Here is a 24073-nt window from a genome sequence, read left to right on the forward strand (position 1 = left end):
CTGGGAAGCCTACAGGGATGTATTCACGGCGTCCCCCGCGACCGTTATCCGACCCGAAACAAGCCGCAAACTCACGGCTCATTCCGCTAAGGATCGGCGATATAGCAATCACAAATGCGTTTTCGGCTTAAAGCACCAATCAACGGCCAGCAGCAAACTCACAAGCCGCCAGCGCCTCTCTCGCCCGCGCCACAGCAGCGCGGACCTGGTTCGGAGCAGTGCCGCCAAAGTGATCACGCGCCGCCACCGAGCCCTCAAGCGTCAGAATGGAAAAGACATCCTCGCCGATTGCCGGCGAGAACCGGCGCAGCTCCGCCAGACTGAGGTCCGCCAGATCGCAGCCGCGCTCCACGCCAAGCGCCACCGCGCGCCCGACAATCTCGTGCGCATCGCGAAAAGGCACACCCTTGCGCACCAGATAGTCGGCCAGATCAGTCGCGGTGGTAAAACCCTGCAAGGCCGCCGCGCGCATACGCTCGCGATTGCAGCGCAGCGCGCCCATCATGTCGGTGAACACCTTCAGCCCACCGCGCAGCGTGTCGGCGATGTCGAACAGCGGTTCCTTGTCCTCTTGATTATCCTTGTTGTAAGCCAGCGGCTGAGCTTTCATCAGCGTCAGCAAAGCCACAAGATGGCCGAACAAGCGCGCGCTCTTGCCGCGCAGCAACTCAGGCACATCCGGGTTTTTCTTCTGCGGCATGATCGAAGAACCAGTGCAGAAGGCATCAGACAGCGTAATAAAGCCGAACTGCGCCGAAGACCAGATGATCAGCTCCTCGGAAAAGCGCGACAGATGCATACCGATAATGGCCGCGGCAGCGCTAAATTCGATGGCGAAATCCCGGTCGGACACGGCATCGAGCGAGTTTGCCGCCGGGCGGTCGAAACCGAGCAGTTCGGCGGTGTAGTCGCGGTCGATCGGGTAGGTAGTTCCGGCCAGGGCGGCGGCACCAAGCGGCATCACATTAATACGCCGGCGCGCGTCGCGCAGGCGCTCAAGATCGCGCTCGAGCATTTCGTACCAGGCCATCATGTGGTGACCGAAGGTAACCGGCTGCGCCGCCTGCAGGTGGGTAAACCCCGGCAAAACAGTCGCGGCCTCGCGCTCAGCCAGATCGACCAGCGCCTGCTGCAGCCCGCGAATAGCCCGGCTGATGTGGTCCACTTCCTCGCGCAGCCATAGGCGAATATCAGTCGCAACCTGATCATTGCGCGAACGTCCGGTATGCAGGCGCTTGCCGGCATCACCAATGTCGGCGGTCAGCGCCGCTTCAATGTTCATGTGCACATCTTCGAGCGGCACCGACCAGGGGAAGTTATTCTGCTCGATACGTGTTGCAATCCGCTCAAGACCCTCGACAATGGCCTGGCACTCACCGTCGCTTAAAATTCCCTGACGCGCGAGCATGCGCGCATGCGCCTGGGAGCCCTGAATATCCTGCCGATACAAGCGTCGATCAAAGCCTACCGAGGCGGTAAAGGCCTCGACAAAGGCGTCGGTCGGTTCGTTAAAGCGCCCTGCCCAGGGCTTTTGACTAGACTCTGGTTGTTGCATGAGTTCCGCCGCAAACGGTGAATGGCTATCGCAAATCGCCGTTAATGCCTAAAGTTATATGATCGAATCGGTGGTGAGAGAACAAATGAGACGCCCGCCCCAGGCTGAACCAACGCCAGCTGATCCCACCAAGGCTGATCCCACCAAGGCGAGTCTGCTACCTGACTTCTGCAGCCTGCCGATGGTGCTGGGCGTGGTTATTTACGCCGAGCTGCTGGCGATTCTGATCACTCTGACCTCGCCGCAGCCGCTGACGACATTCTGGACCAGAATGGGGCCGCTGTCAGTTTTCGTCCAGCTGATCGCCCTGCTCAGCGCCGCGCTCCTGTGCGGCGCGCGACCGTTGCTCGGACGCGTCGATGCCCGTCTCGGCGCGCTCAGCGCGCTCGCCATGATTATCGGCGCGAGCGCCGCAGTCACCTTCGGCGCTGCTCTGCTGATTCCGCAGGAGATGACTCAAGCCCTGTTTCCGCGCGACGGCCTTGGTGGACTCATACTGCGCGCGCTTTGCATCAGCGCCATCGTCGGCGCGCTCATGTTGCGCTACCTTTATTTACATCAGCAATGGCGTTCCCAGGTGGAAGCGGTCGCCAATGCCCGCTTCAAAACCCTACAGGCAAAGATTCGCCCGCATTTTCTGTTCAATAGCATGAATACCATTGCCAGCCTGACGCGCACCGACCCCAAGCTCGCTGAGGAGACAGTGCTGGATTTGGCAGATTTGTTTCGTGCCTCGCTGGCTGCGGATACCGACACCGCCACCCTGAGCGAAGAATTCGAGCTGGCGCGCCGTTATCTGAATATCGAACAGCAACGCCTTGGCGCGCGTATGCGCGTAGAGTGGGACATCGCGCAGGTACCAGAAGATGCTCTGCTACCGCCATTAATTCTCCAGCCCCTAGTCGAGAACGCTGTTTACCACGGCATTCATCCCTCCATGCATCCGGGCTATATCCGCATCAGTGCGCGCTATCGTCACGGGCAAATTCATGTAACCATCGTCAACAGCCTGCCAGCGGACGGGGAGCGCGTTAGATCGAGCCCCCGCGGCCACCGGATGGCGATCGATAACGTCAGTCAGCGACTCGATGCGATGTTCCCCGGAACCGCCAGCCTGCGCCACGGTGCCAAAGACCAGGAATACCTGGTGCGATTCGCCTTTCCTCACCCCAGGAGACGGGCATGAAGATACTCATCGTCGATGATGAAGCTCATGCACGCGAGCGCCTGCGCCGCCTGATTGGCGAGCTCGATGGCGATTATCAGCTGGTCGCCGAGGCCGACAATGGTGCCGATGCGCTGCGCCGCTGTGTCGAGACCAACGCCGATCTGGTGCTGCTCGACATCCGCATGCCCGGCATCGACGGGCTCAGCGCCGCCGAGCAGCTGGCGCGGCTCAATCCGCCGCCGGCGGTTATCTTGATTACCGCCTATCCCGAGTACGCGCTGGAAGCATTTGAGCATCAGGTCGCGAATTATCTGGTCAAGCCAGTCCGCGGCGAGCGGCTGCGCGAGGCGCTCGAGCGGCTGCATGTCGTTACCAGACCGCAGCAACAGCCGCCGGAGGATGGCAGCACGCCATCGGCCTCCCCGCGGCGCTATCTGAGCGCCCAGTATCGCGGTGGGGTGCAGACGGTGGCGGTGGAAGATATCCTGTTCTTGCAGGCCGAGCAGAAATACGTCACCGTCCATCACGGCAGCGGCAAGCTGCTGATCGATGAATCACTCAAGACCCTGGAGCAGGAGTTCCCCGGGCGCTTTTTGCGCATTCATCGCAGCACCCTGGTCTGCGCCCGACGCCTGATCGGACTCGACAAAAGCCCGGATGGTGGGATTCTCGCCGTCCTTGACGGCAGTGACCAACGCCTGCCCGTGAGCCGCCGCCACCTGCCCAACGTGCGCCGCTTTTTGCGCGCCAGCTGAATTCGCTCCCGGCAAAATACGCATTATCGATGCGGCAGCCCCGCGCAAATCGCTATACTCCCCGGTCTGAATTTTTTTGACCCTTTTGCACCGGACCTCATGTCATGACCGATACCCTCAAGATCGCTACCCGCAAATCCCCCCTTGCCATGTGGCAGGCCGAGCATGTCGCCGCCGCTCTCGGTCGCTTGCACCCGGAGTTGGAGGTTGAGATCGTCGGCATGACCACCCGTGGCGATAAGATCCTCGACGCCCCCTTGGCCAAGGTCGGCGGCAAGGGATTGTTCGTCAAAGAGCTTGAACAAGGCATGCTCGAGGGCACCGCAGACATTGCCGTGCATTCAATGAAAGACGTCCCCGTCGGCTTCCCCGATGGGCTGCATCTGGCCGCCATCCTAGAGCGTGAGAATCCGCACGATGCTTTCGTCTCCAATCGCTTTGCAAGCATCGATGAGCTGCCCCAGGGCGCCTGCGTCGGCACCTCCAGCCTCAGGCGCCAATGCCAGCTCGCCGCCCGCCGCCCTGATCTGCGCATCGAGCCGCTGCGGGGCAATGTCAACACCCGCCTGGCCAAGCTCGACGACGGCGCCTATGACGCCATCATCCTGGCCGCCGCCGGGCTGATTCGCCTTGGCTTTGGCGAGCGCATCCGCGCCACCTTGCCACCGGAGCAGAGCCTGCCAGCGATCGGCCAGGGCGCCATCGGCATCGAGTGTCGCAGCGACGATGCCCGCGTCAATGCCTTGATCGCCCCGCTGCACCACGCCAGCACCGCCGAGCGCGTTCTTGCTGAGCGCGCCATGAACGAGCGCCTCGACGGCGGCTGCCAGGTGCCCATCGCCGGCCATGCCATCCACCAGGACGGACAGCTTTACCTGCGCGGGCTGGTCGGCACCCCGAATGGCCTGCGCCTTCTGCGCGCCGAGGAAAGCGCCGCCCCCGATCAGGCCGAGGCCATGGGCACGCGCGTGGCCGAGGCGCTGCTTGCACAGGGCGCCGATGAGATTCTCAGCGCGCTGAGTGAAGAATGACAAACCCTGCCCGCAACTCAATAGCGCGCGACCTGCCGGACGGCTCGCTCCCCGGCCCCCCGTGCGATCTCGGCGGCCAGACTGTGCTAGTCACCCGCCCGGCGGAGCAGGCAGCGCCGCTGTGCGCACTGGTCAAGCAGGCCAATGGCGAGCCGCTGCTCTTCCCCACCGTCAGCATTCGCCCATCGGACCATGCGGGGGAAGCACAGCAACGCCTGCAAGAGCCCTGGGACATCCTGATTTTCATCAGCCGCAACGCGGTCAATTTCGCGCTCAAGCTGTTGCCCGGCGGGAAGCTTCCTGCCGCGCCGCCCGCGGGACCGATGATCGCCGCCGTTGGCGCGGCCACGGCTGCAGCTCTGGGCGACGCGGGACGCACGCCCGACCTGATCCCCAGCCAGCATTTCGACAGTGAAGGCTTACTTGAGCTGCCCGAGCTCACGCAGGTGCAGGGCCGGCGCATCCTGATCGTGCGCGGAGAAGGCGGCCGACCGATGCTCGGTGACACCTTGGCGCAACGCCAGGCCAATGTTGTCTACGCTGAGGTCTACAGCCGTGGCCTGCCCGAGCGCGATGCCACGGATCAGTTACCGCTCTGGCATGAAAAACTCAAGCTGCTGACCGCCACCAGCGACGAGGTGCTGCACAATCTCCACCGCCTGGTGCCCGAGTCCGAGCACCCCTGGCTGCGCACCCTGCCGCTGGCCGTCTACAGCAATCGCACCGCCGCCAGCGCGATGGAGTTGGGCTTTCGCACCGTGGCTGTCGCCTCCGAATCGAGCGACCCGGCCCTTGTCGATGCGCTATGCCGGCTGGCGCAGCGCGCACCGCGCTAGCGAATATCCCCCGGCTGATCATTGCGCAGGTAGGCTTCTTCCTCGGGTGTCAGGTCGACCTCATCAAAGCCGTTGATCATCGGCATAACATGCTCGCGGAAGGAGTGGCCGGTGGTCAGCATGTAAACATGGATAAGCACGAAGGCCAGAATCAAAAATGCCGCTGCCGTGTGCACCTGGGCGATATTGCTCAGCCATACCGGCGCTCCTGGAAGGCCGCTCCAGAGAAAATAGAACAAATACAAAAGCCCGGTGATCCAAATCGCCGGAAAGAGCACAATCTTTAGCATCAGGTAGGCCAGCGCCTGTAGCGGATTGTGCTTGCGCCAATAGGCCTTGCGGTAAGGATGGCGTTCCCCCTTGAAAATGCCATAAGCATAGAATCTTAGCACCCCCCACATGCCCTGCCAGGTGGGGATAAAATGCCGCCAGGTGCGGGTGGTGAACAACCAGAACACGCTAAAGGCCCACAGCAGCAACAGCGCCAGAGCCGCGCCTGTATGCAAGGTCACCGCAGTTCTGAAGCTCAGTAGCTGATGAAAGCCGTGCAGCCCAAAGCCCGTAACCAGCAGCACCAGGATCAACAGCATTTGCGCCCAGTGCCAGAAGCGCTCAAACAGACTGAAGATTTTAACCCGTTGAATCGTCATCAGTGGCGCGCTCCCTTGGGTGAGAAAATGCGGATGAGACTGTGAATGATGATGCCCGCCAGGGTGCCACCAACCAGCAGGGTGCCGATGATGTCCAGCCAGTGGTTATGATCCCGCCCGGGAAGATAAATCCCCTCCACCGAGGCCAGACGGCTCGCCTTTGGCTGATGGCAGTCGCGGCAGGCCAGCGCGTTCTCTTTGGGCGCGACCATGTGGGTGATGGGCCACCATGACAGCGTCTCGATAAAGCCAAACTCGCCTGAGTACTCCAGCCCGAAATCCGCCATGCCCTTGGCGATGGCCGCGCCCATGTCGTAGTTGCCCCAATAGGCCGCCTTATCCTCGCCCCAGAGCTTGGTATAGACCAGCGTCCCCCGCCCCTTGTCATAGGGTTGCCAGGTATGCATGCGCTTGAACGGCCAGATGCGCGAGCTCGGATCATCGTGCGAGCCGCTAAAGCCGTTGATCTCAATAAATTCCGCATTCGGGTCGAACTGGGTATCGATGGTGGTATAGCGCATCTGCCCGTCGAACCAGGCATATTGCGGGATCACATTCTCGTCATAGGTAAAGTCGCCCTTGATCGACTTATAGGTATAACGGTGCTCACCATTGCCCTGGATATAGCCTTCCTCGTGGTAGCCCTCGCCATCGCGGGTCTTACCAGAGGTGCGCCAGTCCCAGTCAACGATAGTCGCCACGCCACCACGCGCGAACTCAGGAATATGGCAGGTCTGGCAGGCAACGCTCTGCACATGATCATTGAGCTTGAAATTGGCCAGTGAATCGACCGGATGCGGCGCCAGCCCATGGCAGGACTCACAGGTGGCGACATCGGTGCGCATGCCCGGCTGGCCGGTGCCCTCAAGATCCTTCGACACCACCTGATAGCGACTGCCGGCCCAAATATGCCTGCTAGTGATATGGCAGGCGGTGCAGGCGAAGTTGAGCCCGTCCTCGCCCATGTGCACATCAAGCCGGCGCGGCGGCGCTTTCAGCGCGCTCGATAGATCGCCGTGCTTCACATTGTCGCCGCCGCCGCCGTAGAAGTGACAGGTACCGCAGTTGGCGCGCTCGGGCAGGCCAACACTCTGCGCAACGGCAGGGAAGTCGATCGGCGGCTTGCCCTCAAACATCACCGAGCAGGCACTGTTTCCGGGGCTGTTTGGGGTTTTGTAGTAGGTGCCGGTGGTCTCGTGACAGACCAGGCAGTCGATCTTGGTCTCGTCGCTGAAGTCGAAGCTTTCGTCCTTCCAGCCATAACCGGCGTGACACTGCGCACACATCCCCTCGTTACCTCGGGAATTGGTGCAGAAATTATTGATTAAATAGCGTTTACCCAGTTGCTGCCCGGTATCAGGATTCACATAGGACCAGGTCCAATGGATGTTCTGCATGAAATGCTTGCCAGTCTCGGTGTGGCAGCCAAGACAGGCTTTGGTCACCTCCGAGCCATCGGCAAAGGGACCTTTGAGCTGATCAAACTTGCTGTGGTCCGCCGTCCCGCCCTGCAGCGGACCGGACACCTGCGTGCGGTTGTCTGGCGTGGCCGGGGGCGTGGGCCAGCCGTCGTGTGCCGCCTCGGCAAGAACACTCGGCGCCCCACCCAGGATCAAGACACCCAAGCTTAAGGCCGCCACAATCCGCACGGCCAGTATTCGCAAGGCCAGTATCCGCAAAGCTAGTATCCGTGCGATCAAGCTTCGCCCGATCAAGCTTCGCCCGATCAGACTTGGCGGCCGCGGAACTTGAACCGGCGGCGAACAGGAAAACCAGGTACAGTGACGCATACAATCGACTCCTTTGGCAGTTTGGTGTGGCTATTGTTTTCGGATACCAGATAGCAAGCCGCTACCGGCGCACCACGACCACAAATCCAGCATCGTCGAAGATTGCAAACTTGTCAGTGACTTCGCGCAACCAATCAAAATTGTCCGAGCCAATTTTAGGGAAATCAAAATGCTGAAAAGTTGGCAAATTTCCAATTCTTTTCTCGCCAACTTGTTCAACATGATCAATACTTTGAGTTACAATAAAACGAGCAGACCCGCGACGATGACTGTCGCCTACAGACAAGCCCGCGCAGGCTCCATATAACACTCTGTTTTCGTAGACATTAACGCCCTTGCCCCAAGGCCCTAAACTCTACAAGACCCCAAACTTACACAAGGCATAGCCTCTCCATGATGATGTTGCGACCCAAACCCGCCTTTGCCTCGCCTCGCAGGCGCCGACGGATTGACCTGTTCAGCGCGGTCTTGGTCTTCGTCCTTCTTGGGCTGCCGATGTCGCTGATCTATCAGGTCTCGGTCCACTATCTTGGCGATAATCCCGCCATCGCCTTTGTCGATATGCTGCGCGTTGGGGAACCCTAGCCAAAGAGCTCGTTGCTCCCGGCTCCGGTACAATCAACGTACGACGAGAGCCGACGCACACTAATGCCCGCCAGCCAAACGCCCGATAAAGAGCAAGGACACCGCAGCACCCAGTCACTTCGTCGCAATGGAACGCCACATCTGACCCCAGGTCTTAGCCAGGGTCCGATCCCTCAGCGCGCGCTCAAACCGCGCCGGCAGCAACTCCTCACCTGCCTGCTGCTGCTGACACTCACACCCTTCTGGACTCTCACGCCTTCCTCGCCTGGCGCATACGCAGCCCCGTCCGATCCATTCCCCCGCCCACCGGCGTTGCAGCCGGCGATGCGCTTCTGGATGAGGATCTATTCTGAATTCGATATTTCCAGCGGCTTAATCCACGACAGCCGCGACCTGTCGATCATCTACACCCCGCTGTATCTGAACCAGGGCGCCCCCCTTGCCTCGCAAAACCGGGTGATTGAAGAAACCATCGCCCACTATCGCGCGGCCATGCTGGCGTTGGCCGAAGGCAAAAGAGCCGACCTCAATGCCTTTGAGCAGCACGCACTCGAGCCCTGGCGCCGGCGTGGCGGTCAGCCGCATGAGTTGCGCGAGGCGGCGGAACGCATCCGCTTCCAGCGCGGACAGGAGGATCGCTTTCGCGAAGGGCTGGAGCGCGCGCAGCCCTGGCAGCCCCAGGTCGAGACCATCTTCCGCGAGCGCGGGCTGCCTGTCGGTCTCGCCGCCCTGCCCCATGTGGAGTCATCCTACAACCCCAAGGCGATCTCCAAGGTCGGCGCCGCCGGCCTGTGGCAATTCATGCCCACCACGGCGCGGCGCTATATCCGGGTGGATGAGGAAATTGACGAGCGCTACGATGTCATTAAATCGACCCAGGCTGCGGCCAATCTGCTGCATCACAACTACTCGGTGCTCGAGCGCTGGCCGCTGGCCATCAGCGCCTACAACCATGGTCTAGCCGGCGTGCGCCGTGCCGTGCGCGCCACCGGCAGCCATGACATCGTGCGCATCATTGATGAATACCAGGGCAACCGCTTCGGCTTCGCATCGCGCAATTTTTATGTCGCCTTCATTGCCGCCCATGATCTGTCGGTCGCACCGGATCGCTATTTCCGCCCACTCGACCCGAGCGAGGCGCTTGAGGTCGTGGCACCGGCTTATCTCCCCGCGCCGCGACTCGCTGAGTTTCTCGGCATCAGCCTACACGACCTGCGCGCCGTCAACCCGCAGATGCATCACGATGTCTGGAACGGCAAGCAGCTGATCGCCCGCAATGACCGCCTGCGCCTGCCCCCGCCCATCGAGCAGCCGCTGGCCGAGCGCAAACTGGCCGAATTCTCCGCGCGCTTCGGGTTCGATGGCCAGCTACCGCTCACCTATTACGATCTCAGCTATGGGGAGTCGCTTTCCGGTGTCGCCCACCGGCTCGACACCAGTATCAGCGAACTGGTCGCCATGAACGGCCTCGACGACGCCCATGCGCTGCAAACCGGCCAGCGCCTGCGCATCCCGCGCGGAGAAGTTCCCATCCCACTCGGTCCCGGTGCAGCAATCCTGCTGCCAGAACTGCTCTCCCTGCAAACACCAGAAGAGGACACCCTGGCCATCGCCGCCGCCGCGCTCGACCAGGAGCCAACACCCGCGCCAACACCCGCACAAGCATCTCCAAGCCCGCCGGAGCTTGCCTCACAAGCCACCGCGCCGACTGAGGCCCCGCCGATCGCGGCCAACACCACGGCAGCCGACCAACCCGCGGATGTCGCGCAGCCACAGACCAGCATCCCCAGCGCCGGCACCCCAGATGCCCCCCCAGATGGCCTCCCAGATAGCCCAGCAGATGCCCTCCTAGCCTCTGTCGAGCCAGCCAACGCAACGCCCCTGGCCGAGACCCAGCCCGATCTCGCCGCCGACCCGACCGACTACAGCGTCTCCGCCGACGCCAGCATCGAAATCCAGGTTGCAGAAACGCTCGGTCACTATGCCCAGTGGCTAAAGGTCGATGCCAAACAACTGCGCGCCGACAATGCGCTTGGCGATGACAAGCCGCTGATGATCGGCCAGCGTCTGAAGCTGGATTTTTCGCACATTTCCGCGGAGCAGTTCGAACAGCAGCGCATCGCCTTCCATCGCAATCGTCAGCTCGACTATTTTGCGCAGTACCGCATCACCGGCGTCGCCGAGCACCTGATTCGTGAGGGCCAAAGCCTGTGGGACATCGCCGTCAAGACCTACCAGATCCCGCTCTGGCTGCTGCGACAATATAATCCGGACGTCGAAACCAACGCCGTGCTGCCACTCGACCGACCGCTCTATGTTCCCATCGTCGAGACCCGCATGAAATCCAATGCATCCCTAACAGCGGTGGGAAACCGATAAACGCGAGCGACGGATAACAGACCTCACCCCATAAGCCGGGCGAACCCTTTATCCGCGCGCCGAGCGAGCACAAGCAGCTCGTCAGGACGGGCTTTCGGGCTCAATCAGCCCAAGGCCAAACTGCCCCAGCCAGAGCATCACCGGCAGCACTGAGGGCAGAATCAAAGAACCAAAGTGGTAGCAGAGCGCCACCGCCTCGTGCTGCCAGGGTGAAAAACCCAGCAGTGGGCGCGCTTCCTCGCCGAGGTTAAAAGAGAGGACCTTCAGAATCTCCGCACCGATGCCGAACACCTGCCCCGCACTCAGCACCATGACCCCCAGCAGCCAGCCGAACAGCTTCTTCCAGTCCTCATCAATGGGCACAGCCAGCACCAGCGCCGTGTAAAGCGGCAGACTGAAACTGTATTTCAGCGGGTTGATCTCGAACAACAACTCGCCGACACCCTGCCCGGGCGCGCCCGATGGCACCAGTTTGGTGACCACATCCAGCCCCGGTCCCATCGTCTCGATGCCAGCAATCACGGCCGGAAACAGCCGTGGCAGCACCGCTTCCGTCAGCATCGCCAGCCACTGTGAGAGCAAGGGCGACAGGTAGTACCAGGCGCCGAAACACAGCGGCAGCCAGATAATCACGGCCACCACAAAGGGCCGCAGCCAGGCGCCAGGTTTAGCGCCAACAAAAAGCGGTCTGTCGCCGTTCATGCGATCGCACCGCCAGGCTGGGTGCGCGGCGGCCTGATCCAGTGCAGCCAGAACAGAAACACCAGCAGCACATCGAGCATAATCAGCGCCTGCCAAGCATAAAGATGCGCCCACTCGAAGAACGTTTGGTGCCACTGCCCAAGGTAAAAGAGCGTGATGATGCGCAGCAGATTCAGCACCTGCACCGTCAACACACCGCCAGCCAGGCCAATCAATCGATCGCGCCAACTCGCCGGATAAGCCACCATGGCCGCCACCAGCGCAATGGATTCCTCGACCCCATTGCAGCCCGCCTCAATCGACACGGCAAAGCCGTTTTCGCGGTTCCAGATCAGATTCTCTTGGGTCAACACCCGAGCGTCCCAAAGCTGAATGAGCCAGCCGCTCAGCGTTGCCACACTGTTGGTGAAAGGCACCACCACTGCGGCCTGCACCGAGGGCAGCCATTCGAGCACGAACAGGGCCGTCAAAAGCAAGGAAAAGCGAACAAAGAAGCCTCGCATAGGACTAGATGGCCTGCATCCGCATGCAAGACGACGGGCTCGACCTGATTGTCGAGCCCTGTCGCCCAGCTTAGCCTAACGCTCGCGCCTGACGCGAGCGCCGACGGCGACCAACATCATCAGCACCAGCAGCGCAAGCGCCCATTGCGAGAGGGTCGGAACGCTCTGAGGTGCCACGTTGGGCCCGCCGGGCAAGAACGTAAACGGGGTCGGCTCCGGATTCGTCTGCGGGTTAAGCGTGTCATCAGACGTCAACCCAACCAGCGGATCACCACCGTCCGGAGGCATCCATTCAGCGATTCCCTGATTTTCATAGGTCGTCACCGTCGTTGAGGCGACAGTCACATCGAAGGCGATCTGAAGCTTATTCACCGCCGTAGCGACCGTCGCATTCCAATCCGGGCCAAAATTCGCCACCACTCGCACCAGTCCGCGTGGGTAGGCCGGGCTTGGCTGATCAACTGCGCAGGAAACCACAGAGGTTATCCCGAAGGGAACACAGCTCGCATTGCCGCTCACGGTCATCCCTACCGGAGGCTCATCGGTGATCACCACACCGTTCAGAGCGATTGGGTTATCGTTGCCCCACTCCATGGTCCAGCGCACCAGAGACAATCCATTCTGCGTACCGATTTTCACCCCAAACGGCGGATCGAACACATAACCAAAAATGGTTTCAGCAGGATCCTCACCCGTAACCGGCGGGAGTTCGAGCGGATCACCGTTCTCATCGACCGGCGTCATGCTCACTTGAACAAGATTCACCAGGCTGGTATCGCGCATTTGCTCCAGATACCAGACCGCCGTTGCGCCAGGTGCCAATGGCAAGGACGACCCTGCACGCATGATCATCGCGCTTTGATCGCCGCCTGGTACCACCTGCAACTGCGGGTCATTGAAGACCGGGTCCGCCAATGCTGTCGTACCAGTATTGGTGAGTGCGACGCACCAGGTAATCGGCTTGGGCGCCCGACTCTTATCGACCACCGCCAGCTCCTTCACGCCTGGACAGCCGGCCCCGGCATCATGTCCCTGATAGACCGTCTTGAGCACCGCCAGCTCCGCTGGGGGTAGCGGATCAGCGCTCAGTTCGAGCAGATAGTCCTCCACTTCGCCATCCGGGGCCGATCCGGTCGCAACCAATCCCAGTCGCGAACTACAGCGGAAGCGCGCGTAACTGTCACCAAGCACGGCATTGCTGGGAACGTCAAATGGGTAGACCGTCCGGACACCCGCGCCCTGGAGCTGGTCGCTGACGATCTGCTCTTCCGCACCTGAGAACCGCCCGTCGCCATTAAAATCGATCCATCCGCTGAGGTAGCAGCCCGCACTGTCTCCTACGGTAACTGCGATCTGCGACTGACGGCCAAGCATGAGCGAAGTCAGGAACTCAACCCCATCCTCGTCATCGCCGGCGGTCACGCAACTGCCCGTGGTGGTGCCGCTGGCAGCCGTCTCATCGTCGGCCAGCGCGGTTACACCCTGCTGGGTGCCCGTATCAGCATCGACGCAGGTGCCCAGATAGGGCGTGCCGATCACCAACTCGTGGCTCGGACCACCGGAGGCTTCCGTCGTCTGATAGCTATCAGGCGCATCGCCAAAGTCCAGCTCCGTCGTGATCGGCTCTGGGCTCAGGTCGAACAGAGAGTCCTCCACTTCGCCATCCGGCGCCGCTCCCGTCGGTGCAAGCCCGCCGGCACTAGCGCAACGGAAGCGCGCATAAGCCGGTCCGAGCGTGGCGTCCGCAGGAACTGCGACCGTTAGCGGGGTCACGCTGCTCGCAGCCAGAACCTGATCCGTTGCAATCTGCTCATTGGCATCAAGGAAGTCGCCGTCGGCGTTGAAATCGATCCAAGCGTTGAGCGTACAGGCCGCCAAATCCGCAACGGTGATCTCAAGCTGCGCATCTTCCCCACGGCGCAGTGGATCAAGGAGACGCACGCCGTCCTCGTCATCGCCGGCAGTTGCGCAAATGCCCGTGGTCAACGGCATTGCCGTGCCATTGCCAGCCGCATCGTCATCGGCCAGCGCGGTAACACCCTGCTGGGTGCCCGGGTCAGAGTCGACGCAGGCGCCAAGGTAGGGAGCACCATCGACACCGAGAACGTGGCTCGGACCACCGTCTTCGGCCCGCGTGTTGTAGTTGCTGGTCGACGTGCCTGACTGCGAGTCCGGCGCATCGCCAAAGTCCAACTCAGTCGTGATCGGCTCTGCACCCAAGTCAACCCGATAGTCCTCCACTTCACCATCCGGTGCCGGGCCAGTCGGTGCAAGTCCTCCGACGCTGGCGCAGCGGAAGCGCGCATATGAGGAACCGTTCGCGGCGTCCGCAGGAACCGCGACTGTCAGCGGGGTTCCGCTGCCCGCAGTCAACACCCGATCCGTTGCAATCTGCTCATTGGCGTCAAGGAAGTCGCCGTCGGCGTTGAAATCGATCCAGGCATTGAGCGTGCAGTCCGCCACATTCGGCGGTACGGTCACTTGAAACCGCGCATTTTCCCCAGGGAGCATTGGATCAAGGAAGCGTACGCCGTCCTCGTCTTTGCCGGGAGTCGCGCAAGTACCCGTGATCATCGGCGTTTCCGTGCCGCCGGCAGCTGCATCATCGTCAGCCAGCGCGGTCACATCCTGCTGGGTGCCGGGGTCGGAGTCGACGCAGGCGCCCAGGTAGGGAGCACCGGCCACACCGAGAACGTGGCTCGGACCACCGTCGACGGCCAGCGTGTTGTAGTTGGTGGTCGATGTGCCTGTCTGCGAGTCCGGTGCATCACCATAATCTGTTGGCGTGATGGTCGGATCAGGCTCGGGCGAGGGCTCCGGATCAGGCGAGGGTCCCGGACCAGGGTCAGGCGATGGTCCCGGACCAGGGTCAGGCGATGGTCCCGGACCAGGGTTGGGCGGAGTGGCCGGTGCATTCAGAGTGATCCGATAATCTTCCACCTCGCCATCTGGCGCCGAACCCGTCGCGCCCAGTCCCTGTCGCGTACTACAGCGGAAGCGCGCGTAACTGTCACCGATCACGGCATTGCTGGGAACCGTGAATGGGTAGACCGTCCGAACACCCGCGCCCTGGAGCTGATCGCTAACGATCTGCTCTTCCGCACCTGAGAACCGCCCGTCGCCATTAAAATCGATCCATCCGTTGAGGTAGCAGTCGTCACTGGCGCCTACGGTAACTGCGATCTGCGACGGGCTACCACGCGTCAGCGAAGTCGGGAGCTCAACGCCGTCCTCGTCATCACCGGCCGTCGCGCAACTACCCGTGGTCGTGCCGCTGGCATCCTCGTCGTCGGCCAGCGCAGTAACACCCTCTTGGGTGCCCGTGTCAGAATCGACGCAGGTGCCTAAATAGGGCGTGCCACTCACTAGCGCATGGCTCGGGCCATCGGCAGCATCCGTCGTCTGGTAAGTATCCGGCGCATCACCAAAGTCCAGATCCGTCGAAGTCGGATTTGCGCTCAGGTTAACCAGATAGTCCTCCACTTCACCATCCGGCGCCGCGCCAGTCGGTGCAAGTCCGCCAATGCTTGCGCAACGGAAGCGCGCGTAAGCTGGGCCGAGCGTGGCGTCAGCAGGAACCGCGACTGTGAGCGTGGTCACGCTGCTCGCAGACAGAAGCTGATCCGTTGCAATCTGCTCACTGGCATCAGTGAAATCGCCATCGGCGTTAAAGTCGATCCAGGCGTTGAGCGTACAGTCCGCCACATCAGCGACGGTCACCTCAATATTCGCATTTCCCCCACGGCGCATTGCATCAAGGAAACGCACGCCGTCCTCGTCTTCGCCGGCAGTCGCGCAAGTACCCGTGGTCAATGGCGTTGCCGCGCCGCCGGCAGCCGTATCGTCGTCGGCCATGGCGGCGACATCCTGCTGGGAGCCCGTGTCAGAATCGACGCAGGCGCCCAAGTAGGAAGCACCGGCCACACCGAGAACGTGGCTCGGGCCATCATCGAGGCCCAGCGTGTTGTAGTTGCCGAGCGCTGTGCCTGCCTCTGGGTCCGGAGCATCGCCATAATCCGTCGGCGTGGGTGCCGAGTCAGGATCCGGCTGCAGGGAGACCCGGTAATCTTCCACTTCACCATTGGTGACTTCCTCTACCGGGGAGAGGCCACCGGCATCGCTGCAGCGGAAGCGTGCATAAGAGGTGCCGGGAGTGATGCCTGCCGGGACGTTGACCGTCAGCGTGTGGGTCCCTACCGTGAGCGATTCTGCGTCGAAGATACGCTCACTGCCGTCGATGAAATCACCGTCGGCGTTGTAGTCCACCCAACCATCGAGGGCGCAGGTAGCGTTGGTTACGGTGACGTCAAGTGATACCGTGGCGCCGGCGACAAAGGCCGGTGGAAGAACCACGCCGTCCTCATCGTCATTGTCGGTGCAGGTGCCTGCGGTTACGGTGCCAGCGTTAATGTCGTCTGCATTGGCATCGGGGTTCTGCAGGGTGCCATCACCATCACTGTCTGCGCAGGCACCCAGCCAGGTCGTCACACCGGGCTGAAGGTGTCTCGGACCGCCATCGCTGAAGGTGGTGTTGTAATTGGCAGCCGCCGTGCCATCACTCGCGTCGGGCGCATCGCCGTAGTCGGCGGGGTAGTAGCTGTTAGTTACGGATACGGTTCCGCAGACATTAGTACTGTCGCCGGGAGTGGGATCCACGCCGTTCGTATCTGCTGAGGCGCAGTTCTGCACCGTACTGCTGGTGTAGCTCTCGATCAGTACCGGTACGGTAATCTTGACCTCACTGCCGACGCTGACCGAGCCGAGGGTGCAGGTCAAGTCCTGACCGCTGATGACGCAAGGGCCGCTGGTGCTGTCAGTTGCGTTGCTCCAGCTAGGCGTGGCTCCGTGAAAGCGCATGTCATCAGACAGAGTGTCGGTCAACACGGTTTCATCGCTCCCCAGTGGCCCGTTGTTGGTCACGGTGATGTTCCAGTTGAAGGGCTCGTGCAACTGCACCGTCCGCACCTCGCCAGCGTTGTCGCCGGAGAATTTGGTCACCACGAGATCGACCTTGGCCTGAGTGGAGGTTAATTCCGCCTCTGAATTATTGCCCGTATTGGTCTCGATTTCATTGGCGCTGATGGTGGCGTTGGTTTCATTGGTATCGCCGCCGGAGTCGGGTTCGCTCAGAAAGCGGAAGTGCAGGTAGTGAGGGATGGTGTCGCCTGCGGGTATCTGCCAGACCCCATCGACATCAGTACCCACATCGCAGGTCAGTGTGAGGGTGTCCGACCCGGTCACGGGGTTGGAACCGCTTTGGGTGCACTGATTCGCTGGGCTGGTGGTGCAGTCGTCGCTGCTCGCAACCGTGTCGCATAAGAACTCCACTTGCTTGCCGGCCTTGGGCGTCATGGTAAATACAGCCTGCGTGCCGGTGGCGAGTGACGGGCCGAGGTTCTGATTCGCCAGCGTATACACAACATCGTTTGCTGAAGTATTGCCAACGCCAGCGCCATCGTCGGCAGGATCCCAGGCTAGCGGATCAGGAGAGTCGTTGTTTTCGATCTTCACGTCGATGAGCGAGGCTATAATTTCGAGGGTCTCGGATGCGCTATTATTGCTACCAGTCTCCGCCTCACCGTCGCCACTGGTGCCACCATCGCTCTCCCAGGTGGTGGTCGTGGCGGTCGCCGTGTTAGTGAACGTCCGGACTGCCTCGCCACTGTCCCAATTCGGGCGAATGGTGAACTTGATATTCTTGGTGTTACCGCGGTTCATGGAGCCAAGATTGCAGGTCAACGTTGGCGGAGTGCCAGCCGTGTAGATATCGCCCACATTCAGGCCAGTACAGGTGTTGCCACTCGGAGGGGTAACGCTGATGACGGTAAAGCCGGGGTCTCCGGCTGGAAGGGTGAAGACATCCTTGACCTCTACCCCTGCTGCGGTCGATGGCCCGTTGTTGCGCACCGTGAGCGTGTAGTTTGCGTTGACACCCGCCTCGACAGACTCTGGGCTGACCACCTTGGTCTGCAACTCGATATCCGCGACGGGCTCAATCTGGACGGTGCTTGAAGCTTCGTTGTTGCCGCGGTTATCGTCGCCGACGGTGGAGGAGTACGCGCTGGCGGTATTGGTACGCGAGCCATCGCGCAGCGGGCGTGTTGCTTTAATGGTGAGTGTTACCTACTCCCCCGCTGCCAGCGGGTCGCTGCCCGTGGATTGCTTACAACTGATCTTGCCGTCCGTGATGCTGCAGGGATCGAAGGTGGCGGCAACGCCCGTGGTGTCAACGACTGCAGTTACGCCAGAGCCACCGTTGTAGGAGACATATACCGGCAAGTCGTCTTCGATAGTAATGCCATCGACGGGAGCGGAAGCGGAACCGGCCGCGTTGAGGGCCGCGTTGGTCACCGTGATGGTGTAGGTCACTGTTGGATCATTAGCCGCCAAGATAGCTCGGTCCGCGCTCTTGCTGACCTGTAGGTCGGCGATGGGACCTGTGGCTTTGACGGTCTCGCTGTCGCAGTCGTTGGTGTCGTCGTAGTCGCCCGGCGTTCCGCTGTAAACAGAGCAGGCTGTGTTGGTGCGGTCGCCGATGGTGGTTGCGGTGGTCGTGATCGTCAGCGGCTCGCTAAGACTGCCGTTGTTCAGCGCTGCGTCGTAGGTGCAGACGATATCACCTACATCGCCTGCTGAGATCGTAGTGGTCGAACAGTCCCAACCCGTTCCCGAGGCGCTTCCGAAAGTCTCGCCGGCGAGGAGCGTATCGGTAATGGTAATGGTCCCGCTAAGGGTACTGAGGGGCCCCTTGTTGCGCACCCGGATGCTGCTGGTAATCGTACTGCCCAGCGCGACCGGATTCGGGCCCTTGGTCTTGAGCATTTCGATATCCAGGCCGTTCGGGTTGACCACGATGGTGCCGGTACGGCTGTTGTTGGTCGCATCAGCATCCGAAGTGTCCGACGATATTGTGGCGCTCGGCGGGTTGGTATAGGTTTCTTGAGCGGTGACGATCGGTGCTGTGAGCGAAACGGTGATATTGTCAGTAGCGCCGACGGTGAGCGTGGTGCCGTTGCAGGTGACCTCCTGCCCGCTGATAGTGCAATTCCAGCCGGTGCCGGTTGCACTATTGATGGTGAAACCCGCAGGAATCGGGATGATGACCTTCGGATTAACCGCGGCAATGGGGCCGTTATTGCGCGGCTGGATGATCAGGTTGAAGGTATCCCCCGCGATCACGGCGCCCGGGTTTTGGACCGTAACCGCGATATCGGTGCCAGCCCCGACCGTTACATCGATGTCGACGAAATCATTGTTCGGATTTGCGTCTGTCACTGTTGAACTGTTACCGAGGTTGGTCGTCGCCGTGGTCGTCAGGGTGCCGGTCGCCGCGCCGGTTACCTGGGTGACGAAACTGATCTGGGACGAGGTGGCGCCGCTGGCGAGGCTGGTGCGGTTGCATGTCAGCTTACCGCCCGGGGTGGTGCCGTCGTGGGTGCAGGTCCAGTCATCGTCTGAAACCGAAACAAAGGTGGCATTAGGCGAGAGCTGAAAGACCACCTGCGGGTTGAGTGCTTCGTCGGGGCCGTTGTTGAGGACATTGGCGACATAGGTGACGTTACCACCGCCGGTCACCGGGTCGGGGCTTGCACTCACAAACACCGGCACCAGATCCGCGCCGTTTTGAACAGTGGTATTCTGGGTCTCTGTGTTGTTGGCTATATTTGTATCGGAATCAGTGGTCGAAACCGTTGCCGTGATGCCATTGATGGTTCCGGTAGCTATGGTGGAGGGCACATTGACCTGGATATTGACTGTTTTTATGTCCCCGCCACCTGGTGCTGTATTGCCAACCACGGAGCCATAATTGCAGGTGACCTCCCCGGGAGTGCCCCCGGCATGCGAACAATCGGCATTGTCATCCGAGTTGTATGTCGTTCCGGCCGGCAGAGGGAATACCAGTTCAACGCCGGCGGCGGTATCACTCCCGTTGTTCCGAACGTCGATCGTGTAGGTAACGATCCCTCCGCGCCCGACCGGATCGGGGTCGTCATCGAGTTTAGAAACCTGCACATCGACGGCCAGCGCGGCGGCCGAAAGGCTCGTTAACAAAAATCCGAGTACCAGGCGACCGATGAAGGTCGAGCGGTGACGAGTGCGCGGCTGGCCAGTGGCCGTTGCCGTGCCCGTTGCCGTGCCGATTGCCGTTCTGGTGACGGCCAAGTGATTGGTTGTCATACAAGACTCCTGAGATCTGCAGAACTGCGCGCGAAGAGATATCGAGCGCGCAGCTCCTTCCGAAGAGGAACATCGACTGCGGGGTTGGCTTCTTTCCGTGCAAAAACACGGAAGCTTTGCGACCTTTTCTGACTCACCTTAAAAACTCCTTAACTGCACAGCACTGCTAGTTTTTTCCCATTGCGGGGCACAAGCTACCACAGTGAAAATGAGAAACCTTGCACTTGCTTGCAGGTGCGCGAGGGGGCGCCCTTAGCACGACGAAAGCCGCCGCCGTGAAGCGAAAGCGCAGCGCTTGCCCGATGCCTGGGGATTGAAACCTACGGGGAGCCGGAGGAAGTCTCCGGCTAGGGCGGCGGGAGATAAAAAGCACCCGACGATTTTGCGGCGGCGTTATACGCAAGAACAACAGACTTTGCGTATAATCGCGGTATGCACCCGCGACGACTTTCACTCACCGCCCGCACCCTGTATGCGGAACTGCTGGATTTGGCGCTGATTGAGGCGGATCAGGGGCTTTTTGCCCACTTACCCGGAAGTGTGGTGCAGAAGCGGATTCGCGGCTCAAGCTACCTCTACTTCCAGCACCGCACGCTGAACGGCCAGACCCGCCAGATTTACCTTGGCCCGGATACCGAGCCGACGCGCGAACGTGCAGTGCGATTGCGGGCACTCGCCGCTCAGCGAGCCGAACATCGACAGGGGCTGCAAGAGGTGGCTGCGGCGTTTCTCGCAGCCGGAGGCCATCACACCGAGCATGCGCCGATGCGCATCTTGCGGGCGTTCGCGGATGCAGGCGTGTTGCGGCCCGGATCGGCGAATCCGGTCTTGGTCGGTACCCATGCCTTTGCCGCCCTGGGTAACATGCTCGGCGTGCGTTGGGCGAGTCAGATGCAAACGCAGGACATGGATCTGGCCGCAGGTATGGATGTCGATCTCGCGATTCCACCGGAGATGCCACCCATCGGTTCGGTGCTGGAGCGTCTCGACATGGGCTTTCTGCCGGTGCCGGCACTCGATCCGCGGGCTGCCTCGACATCCTTTCATGTGCGCGGCCAGAGTTTGCGGGTTGACTTGTTGACCCCCTTAATCGGCAAGCCAAGGGCTGCTGATGTCTTTGTGCCCGGATTAGGCGCGGCCGCGCAGCCCCTGCGTTTTCTCGACTATCTGATTGAAGCACCCGTGCCGGCGGTCATGCTCGGCAAACGCGACCTGGTGCTGGTGAATGTTCCCGACCCGGCGCGTTTTGCCTGGCACAAGCTGTTGGTGTCGGAAGAACGCTGCCTTGCCATGGCGGCCAAGCGCGCGAAAGACCGGGCACAGGCGGCACAGTTGATTCGGGTGCTGAAGGAGGAGGCGCCTGAGCAACTCGCCAAAGCTCGCGCCCAGCTCGAAGCCCGTGGCCCGGGGTGGGTCAGGCGATTAGAACGGGCACTTGCGCACATCAAGGATGTGGCGGAATGAGCCGCCATAAAATCCGGCGCTGGATGGCTCTGCTGCGGGAACTGGCATACACTTAAGTTAATCAGACAAGATTCTGAATCTTTCGAGGCCGCCGATGACTACGCTCGAATCGATCAAAGAAACCGTCAAGCGCGAATTGCCCGCGTGGCTGGAATCCGACCCTGCTTTTCGCGAGGCGATTCTCGGGCTGACCGCCAACCTGTATAGCCGACGCGAGGAGACCAACGACTGGTTTCATCAAACGCTGGATGAAATGCGCCGTGAGCGCGAGCGCCAGGATGCACTATGGCGCAAAAATGACGAACGCCTGGAGCGCGAGCGGGTAGCTAACCAAGTGGAGCTGGCTGCCCTGCATGAAGAAAGCTTGGCGCTGGGCAAACGCATCGACCGCAGCATCGGTGCCTTGGGCGCACGCTGGGGGCTGCGCTCGGAGAAAGCTTTCCGCGATGCGCTCGCCGGAATTCTGGAAAAAACCTTCGACGTTGAGGTGCTCAATGTCAGCGAGTACGACGACGCTGGCGAGGTTTTCGGTCGCCCCGATCAGATTGAGATCGACGTGATCATCAAAAACGGGCTGCTGATCCTGTGCGAACTCAAGTCCTCTATCGACAAGGCCGGGATGTCTATTTTTGAGCACAAGGCCCGGTTCTACGAACGGCACCATCAGCGCCAGGCCAATCGGCTGATTGTCATCTCCCCGATGATCGACAGCCGCGCCCAGGATGTCGCCCGACGCTTGGGGATTGAAACCTACGGCGAGCCGGAGGAAGTCTCCGGATAACACGGCGGGAGATGAAAAGCACCCGGCGATTATGCAGCGCTCGGGACCAAGAGCGTTAAGTCCTTTGCCATGCTTGAGCCGGCCGGGGTTTCAGCTCCAACCCGAGTCCCAACGCATGAGCCATCTTGAGCACCAACGCGAACGACGGATTGCCATCGGCGGACAACGCCTTGCGCAGCCCCTCGCGGGTCACGCCTACCTCCCGGGCCAGGGCGCTGAAGTTGCGCGCGCGGGCAATGTCGCCCAGCGCGCTGCGGATCAGCGAGCCGTCGCCAGGGTCTTCCTCAATGCACGCCTCCAGGTACAGCCGAATATCCTCCTCGGTCTCCAGGTAGTCAGCACTATCCCAGCGGGTAAATCGTTCAGTCATGGCTCAGGTTCCCATTCTTTGGCCAGCACTTTCGCGCGCGCAATGTCGCGCACCTGTGTGGACTTGTCGCCACCGCACAGCAGCACAATGATCGCCGCACCCTGACGGATGAAATACAGCCGGTAACCCGGCCCGTAAAACAAACGCATCTCCGAGACACCCTCGCCAACCGGTGCAACATCGCCTAGGTTGCCCGCCGCTGCGTTGCGCAAGCGCGCGTTAATCCGCGCCACTGCTTGGCGATCGCCCAGACCCCGCAACCAGCGGGAGAAGGTCTCGGATGCGATGATCTCGAACATCAGGCAAATGTAAACTGTAGTTGGCAGTCGGTCAACTACGTTGCTGGTGAATTGCAGCTGCGGATCACTAGTGGCTCAAGGTCCGGACTCCAACCAAGCGGGCGAGGAATACAGCGACAAACATCGGGCCGGGCACTTGCGCACATCAAGGATGTGGCGGAATGAGCCGCCGTAAAATCCGATGCTGGATGGCTCTGCTGCTGGAACTGGCATACACTTAAGTTAATCAGACAAGATTCTAAATCTTTCGGGGCCACCGATGACCACGCTCGAATCGCTCAAAGAAACCGTCAAGCGCGAATTGCCGGCGTGGCTGGAATCCGACCCTGCTTTTCGCGAGGCCATTCTCGGTCTGACCGCCAACCTGTACAGCCGGCGCGACGAGACCAACGACTGGTTTCATCAAACGCTGGATGAAATGCGCCGTGAGCGCGAGCGCCAGGATGCGCTATGGCGCAAAAATGACGAACGTCTGGAGCGCGAGCGCCAGGAGTCCGAGCGCAAATGGGATGCCAATCAGGCAGAGCTGGCTGCCCTGCGCGAGGAGCAAAACCGCAAATGGGAAGCCAACCAAGTGGAGTTGGCTGCCTTGCATAAAGAAAGTCTGGCGCTGGGCAAACGCATCGACCGCAGCATCGGTGCCTTGGGCGCACGCTGGGGCCTGCGCTCGGAGAAAGCTTTCCGCGATGCGCTCGCCGGAATTCTGGAAAAAACCTTCGACGTTGAGGTGCTCAATGTCAGCGAGTACGACGACGCTGGCGAGGTTTTCGGTCGCCCCGATCAGATTGAGATCGACGTGATCATCAAAAACGGGCTGCTGATCCTGTGCGAACTCAAGTCCTCTATCGACAAGGCCGGGATGTATATTTTTGAGCGCAAGGCGCGGTTTTACGAGCGGCACCATCAGCGCCAGGCTGATCGGCTGATTGTCATCTCCCCGATGATCGACAGCCGCGCCCAGGATGTCGCCCGTCGCTTGGGGATTGAAACCTTCGGCGAGCCGGAGGAAGTCTCCGGCTAATACGAT

General features: G+C 61.0%; 19 protein-coding genes. 9 read left to right on the top strand and 10 right to left on the bottom strand.

Features of this window, described 5'->3' with window-relative positions:
- Positions 1-139: 139 nt before the first annotated feature.
- Complete coding sequence (gene argH, locus Thiosp_RS14050; RefSeq protein ID WP_201063366.1) at positions 140-1555, bottom strand: argininosuccinate lyase; 1416 nt, start codon at positions 1553-1555, stop codon at positions 140-142.
- Between the two features lie 85 nt (positions 1556-1640).
- Here argH and Thiosp_RS14055 point away from each other — a divergent pair, with 85 nt between their 5' ends.
- From Thiosp_RS14055 to Thiosp_RS14070, 4 genes are all read left to right on the top strand, one after another.
- Complete coding sequence (locus tag Thiosp_RS14055) at positions 1641-2741, top strand: sensor histidine kinase (protein ID WP_201063365.1); 1101 nt, start codon at positions 1641-1643, stop codon at positions 2739-2741.
- Complete coding sequence (locus Thiosp_RS14060) at positions 2738-3478, top strand: LytR/AlgR family response regulator transcription factor (RefSeq protein WP_201063364.1); 741 nt, start codon at positions 2738-2740, stop codon at positions 3476-3478. Before Thiosp_RS14055 ends, Thiosp_RS14060 begins: the two co-directional genes overlap by 4 nt.
- A gap of 104 nt (positions 3479-3582) precedes the next feature.
- Positions 3583-4509 (top strand): hydroxymethylbilane synthase, encoded by a 927-nt coding sequence (gene hemC, locus Thiosp_RS14065; RefSeq protein ID WP_201063363.1) that lies wholly within the window; start codon positions 3583-3585, stop codon positions 4507-4509.
- Positions 4506-5345 (top strand): uroporphyrinogen-III synthase, encoded by an 840-nt coding sequence (locus tag Thiosp_RS14070; RefSeq protein ID WP_201063362.1) that lies wholly within the window; start codon positions 4506-4508, stop codon positions 5343-5345. Before hemC ends, Thiosp_RS14070 begins: the two co-directional genes overlap by 4 nt.
- On the opposite strand, the gene Thiosp_RS14075 is transcribed toward Thiosp_RS14070, so the two are convergent.
- The 3 genes from Thiosp_RS14075 to Thiosp_RS14085 form a co-directional block, all read right to left on the bottom strand.
- Positions 5342-5995, bottom strand: coding sequence for a cytochrome b/b6 domain-containing protein (locus tag Thiosp_RS14075; RefSeq protein WP_201063361.1), 654 nt, complete (start codon positions 5993-5995; stop codon positions 5342-5344). The two genes, Thiosp_RS14070 and Thiosp_RS14075, sit on opposite strands and share 4 nt — an antisense overlap.
- Entirely contained in the window at positions 5995-7620 is a 1626-nt protein-coding gene (locus tag Thiosp_RS14080; RefSeq protein ID WP_207187977.1) for a tetrathionate reductase family octaheme c-type cytochrome, read from the bottom strand. Before Thiosp_RS14080 ends, Thiosp_RS14075 begins: the two co-directional genes overlap by 1 nt.
- Positions 7621-7846: 226 nt before the next feature.
- Positions 7847-8071, bottom strand: coding sequence for a hypothetical protein (locus Thiosp_RS14085; RefSeq protein WP_201063360.1), 225 nt, complete (start codon positions 8069-8071; stop codon positions 7847-7849).
- 107 nt (positions 8072-8178) lie between these two features.
- Here Thiosp_RS14085 and Thiosp_RS14090 point away from each other — a divergent pair, with 107 nt between their 5' ends.
- Both Thiosp_RS14090 and Thiosp_RS14095 read left to right on the top strand, forming a co-directional pair.
- Positions 8179-8370: a hypothetical protein gene (locus tag Thiosp_RS14090; protein WP_201063359.1), complete on the top strand. Its 192-nt coding sequence runs from the start codon at positions 8179-8181 to the stop codon at positions 8368-8370.
- A 336-nt stretch (positions 8371-8706) separates the two neighbouring features.
- The gene (locus tag Thiosp_RS14095) at positions 8707-10749 is read left to right on the top strand and encodes a transglycosylase SLT domain-containing protein (protein ID WP_201063358.1); all 2043 of its coding nucleotides are present in this window, start codon (positions 8707-8709) and stop codon (positions 10747-10749) included.
- Positions 10750-10830: 81 nt separating this feature from the next.
- Here the strand turns inward: Thiosp_RS14095 and Thiosp_RS14100 are convergent, their stop codons facing one another.
- The 4 genes from Thiosp_RS14100 to Thiosp_RS14115 form a co-directional block, all read right to left on the bottom strand.
- Positions 10831-11451, bottom strand: coding sequence for an exosortase H-associated membrane protein (locus Thiosp_RS14100; protein ID WP_201063357.1), 621 nt, complete (start codon positions 11449-11451; stop codon positions 10831-10833).
- Entirely contained in the window at positions 11448-11954 is a 507-nt protein-coding gene (gene xrtH, locus Thiosp_RS14105) for an exosortase H (protein WP_201063356.1), read from the bottom strand. The genes Thiosp_RS14100 and xrtH overlap by 4 nt, the downstream gene beginning before the upstream one ends.
- Positions 11955-12029: 75 nt before the next feature.
- On the bottom strand, positions 12030-17927 hold the full coding sequence (locus tag Thiosp_RS14110; RefSeq protein WP_201063355.1) for an IPTL-CTERM sorting domain-containing protein: 5898 nt from the start codon (positions 17925-17927) through the stop codon (positions 12030-12032).
- A 150-nt stretch (positions 17928-18077) separates the two neighbouring features.
- Entirely contained in the window at positions 18078-20132 is a 2055-nt protein-coding gene (locus tag Thiosp_RS14115; protein ID WP_201063354.1) for a DUF11 domain-containing protein, read from the bottom strand.
- Between the two features lie 432 nt (positions 20133-20564).
- Here Thiosp_RS14115 and Thiosp_RS14120 point away from each other — a divergent pair, with 432 nt between their 5' ends.
- Complete coding sequence (locus Thiosp_RS14120; RefSeq protein ID WP_201063353.1) at positions 20565-21596, top strand: GSU2403 family nucleotidyltransferase fold protein; 1032 nt, start codon at positions 20565-20567, stop codon at positions 21594-21596.
- A gap of 94 nt (positions 21597-21690) precedes the next feature.
- Positions 21691-22377, top strand: coding sequence for a PD-(D/E)XK nuclease family protein (locus Thiosp_RS14125; RefSeq protein WP_201063352.1), 687 nt, complete (start codon positions 21691-21693; stop codon positions 22375-22377).
- 55 nt (positions 22378-22432) lie between these two features.
- Here the strand turns inward: Thiosp_RS14125 and Thiosp_RS14130 are convergent, their stop codons facing one another.
- Positions 22433-22747 (bottom strand): addiction module antidote protein, encoded by a 315-nt coding sequence (locus Thiosp_RS14130; RefSeq protein ID WP_201063351.1) that lies wholly within the window; start codon positions 22745-22747, stop codon positions 22433-22435.
- Entirely contained in the window at positions 22744-23046 is a 303-nt protein-coding gene (locus Thiosp_RS14135; RefSeq protein ID WP_201063350.1) for a type II toxin-antitoxin system RelE/ParE family toxin, read from the bottom strand. Before Thiosp_RS14135 ends, Thiosp_RS14130 begins: the two co-directional genes overlap by 4 nt.
- 259 nt (positions 23047-23305) lie before the next feature.
- Here Thiosp_RS14135 and Thiosp_RS14140 point away from each other — a divergent pair, with 259 nt between their 5' ends.
- A complete protein-coding gene (locus Thiosp_RS14140) occupies positions 23306-24067 on the top strand; it encodes a PD-(D/E)XK nuclease family protein (protein ID WP_323696472.1) in 762 nt (253 codons plus the stop codon).
- The last annotated feature ends 6 nt before the right edge of the window (positions 24068-24073 follow it).

Source organism: Thiorhodovibrio litoralis (assembly GCF_033954455.1).
Lineage (GTDB): Bacteria > Pseudomonadota > Gammaproteobacteria > Chromatiales > Chromatiaceae > Thiorhodovibrio > Thiorhodovibrio litoralis.